Origin of the sequence: Aquiflexum sp., assembly GCF_041751335.1 — a bacterium.
Lineage (GTDB): Bacteria > Bacteroidota > Bacteroidia > Cytophagales > Cyclobacteriaceae > Aquiflexum.
Genome location: NZ_JBGSXS010000130.1, coordinates 1 through 2,586, shown reverse-complemented (window position 1 = coordinate 2,586; position 2,586 = coordinate 1). Strand labels below are relative to the sequence as shown.

Here is a 2,586-nt window from a genome sequence, read left to right as displayed (position 1 = left end):
TTTAAAATCATAAAAATATGAAATCATATATAAATAAAATTCTTCTTTTGGTGTTTGTTTTATCGACACAATTGGCTTGTGTAGAAGAGGATTTTCTAAATGAAAACCCACTTGATTTTTTCAGTACAGGGAATTCATTTGTCACATTTGAAAACTACCAAGGGGCATTGATAGATATGTATGCCCAAGTAAGGACCTTTACAGCTGATGAAAACGGATTTTCTGCCCACATGTATGGCACCGATATCATGATCAATGCCAGAAGAATTGCAGATGGCCTGAGATGGGGTAATTACAGTGTATCATTGAATCCTACAAGTGGTTTACCTTTGTTTCACTGGAATAGTATGTATAAGTTGATCACCAGTGCCAATAGCATTATTGATAGGTTGCAGGACAATACTGTATTGACTGCAAATGAAAAACAATCAATCGATGCAGAGGCAAGATTTTTCCGGGCATTAGGCTATAGAAACCTGGTATATATTTTTGGTGGAGTTCCTTTGCTATTGAATGAAGTTACCTCTCCAAGAACTGATTTTGAAAGGGCTGCAAGGGAAGAAGTAATTGCCCAGATTGAGGCCGATTTGTTGATTGCATCGCAAAACCTTCCATCGATCGGTGCTGTCGCTGACGGGAGGTTGTCAAACCTTGCCGCTTTTCACCTATTGACTGAAATATATATAGCACAACAAAAGTGGGACTTGGCAATTGGAGCAGCTTCGCAAGTAATTGATGATCCAAACACAGCATTGATGACCAATCGATTTGGTTCAATGGCCAATCAACCCGGAGATGTATTCTATGACCTCTTTAGGGTTGGAAACCAAAATAGGTCAAGTGGAAACAGGGAAGCAATTTGGGTAGGACAATATGAACTTGACATACTGGGTGGAGGATTAAGTTCCACAGGAATCAGTGGAAGGATTTTTGAAAGAAATCATGCGCCTGCTGTATTTACATTGACTGATCCCGACGGACGATTAGGATCGTTAGGTTCTAGATCTACCTTGAATGCAGGGGGAAGAGGTGTTTCATTTATGAGACCAACTGCTTACATGGAGCAGACAATTTGGGAATCAGATTTTGACAATGATATCAGAAATTCCCGATTCAATTATGTAAGGGATTTTATCTATGACAATCCGAATTCTGTTTGGTATGATTCGAGTTTGGTCAAATATCCAAGTCGAAATTACCTGGCGGAAAAATGGAGATGGTATCCCTATATCACCAAAGTAACCACCCCAGGCCAGCACCCCGCCAATCTTATCGCAAATGCAGAAACGCTTTTACTGACCAACGGTGCAGGATCAACATACACAGACCATTACTACATGAGGCTTTCTGAAACATATTTGTTGAGAGCAGAAGCATATTTGGGAAGGGGAGATTTGGCTAATGCTGCTGCGGATATCAATCAGGTAAGGAACCGGGCAAATGCAACACCGATCAGTGCAGGAGATGTGACGATTGATTATATCCTAGATGAAAGAGCTAGGGAATTATGTTTTGAGGAAACTAGGAGGCTGACATTAACCAGAGTAGGGAAATTGGTGGAAAGGGTCAGGGTTCACAATGATCTGAACAACAGCAATATACTTGACCACCATAATTTATGGCCTATTCCAATCCGGGAGATTGAGGCGAATATCAATGGGAACTTGACTCAAAATCCTGGCTATTGACAGGTAAAAATTGAATTACAATTTCATTATTTTAATTGGGTATTTAACTTTTAACCATTGCGCTTCTAGTGCAATGGTTATATCTTTTTTATCCCTCTAATGAAAAGACCTTAAATTCAAACAAATACCTACAAATTGAGAATTACCTATTTTTTTCAGAACATTATGGATGATGTATCTTCTGGTATTGTTGTGGAGTGACCCCAAGTGAATTTTTAAAGACCCGATGAAAGTAAGAAATATTCTTAAAGCCACTTTCATATCCGACACTTGCGATATTGAGGTTTTGGTGCAACAAAAGTTTGCATGCGTATCCGATTCGTACCTCATTCAGAAATTGGGTAAAGGTTTTCAAGGTTGTGGATTTGAAATACCTACAAAAAGCAGTTTCATTCATATTTGCAATGTCTGCAGCTTGCTCTAGGGAAATGTCCTCCATAAAATTATTCATGATGTAATCATGGATTTTATTTATTCGCTCTGCACCTTTGGATTGGTAGGAATCTATAAAACCCAAACTTGAAAGTACTTTGTATTCTTTTGTCTTGGCAATAAAATTCAAAATGGAAATAAATTCCAAAAGTTTCTCCCCACCTGTGAAATTGGTAAGGTCAATGAGTTTTTTTGAAACCGCCTCCCTAGTTTTCCCCAAAATCTGGACCCCTTGGTTGGCATCATCTAAAAATTCCCTCAAACTGGTCATCTCAGGTAAATTAAAAAAGTCTTTTCCGGCAAAATCCTTCAAGAATTGAGTGAGGATCAACTCCACCTTTCTCTCCGGATTGTTTTCATAATATTTCTTATCAGATCGCCATACATGTGGCAGGTTTGGACCTACCAAAACAAGGTCTCCGTCTTCAAAAGCCTCGATACTATCCCCAATAAATCTTGTCCCGCT

The 2,586-nt window shown here is 38.9% G+C and carries 2 protein-coding genes; one reads left to right on the top strand and one right to left on the bottom strand.

The features are described from left to right. Window positions 1-17: 17 nt before the first annotated feature. The gene (locus tag ACEW8U_RS07075; RefSeq protein WP_373521337.1) at window positions 18-1,688 is read left to right on the top strand and encodes a RagB/SusD family nutrient uptake outer membrane protein; all 1,671 of its coding nucleotides are present in this window, start codon (window positions 18-20) and stop codon (window positions 1,686-1,688) included. Window positions 1,689-1,851: 163 nt separating this feature from the next. On the opposite strand, the gene ACEW8U_RS07070 is transcribed toward ACEW8U_RS07075, so the two are convergent. After that, window positions 1,852-2,586, bottom strand: a 735-nt coding sequence (locus tag ACEW8U_RS07070; protein ID WP_373521336.1) for an AraC family transcriptional regulator, incomplete at its 5' end; no start/stop codon positions are given.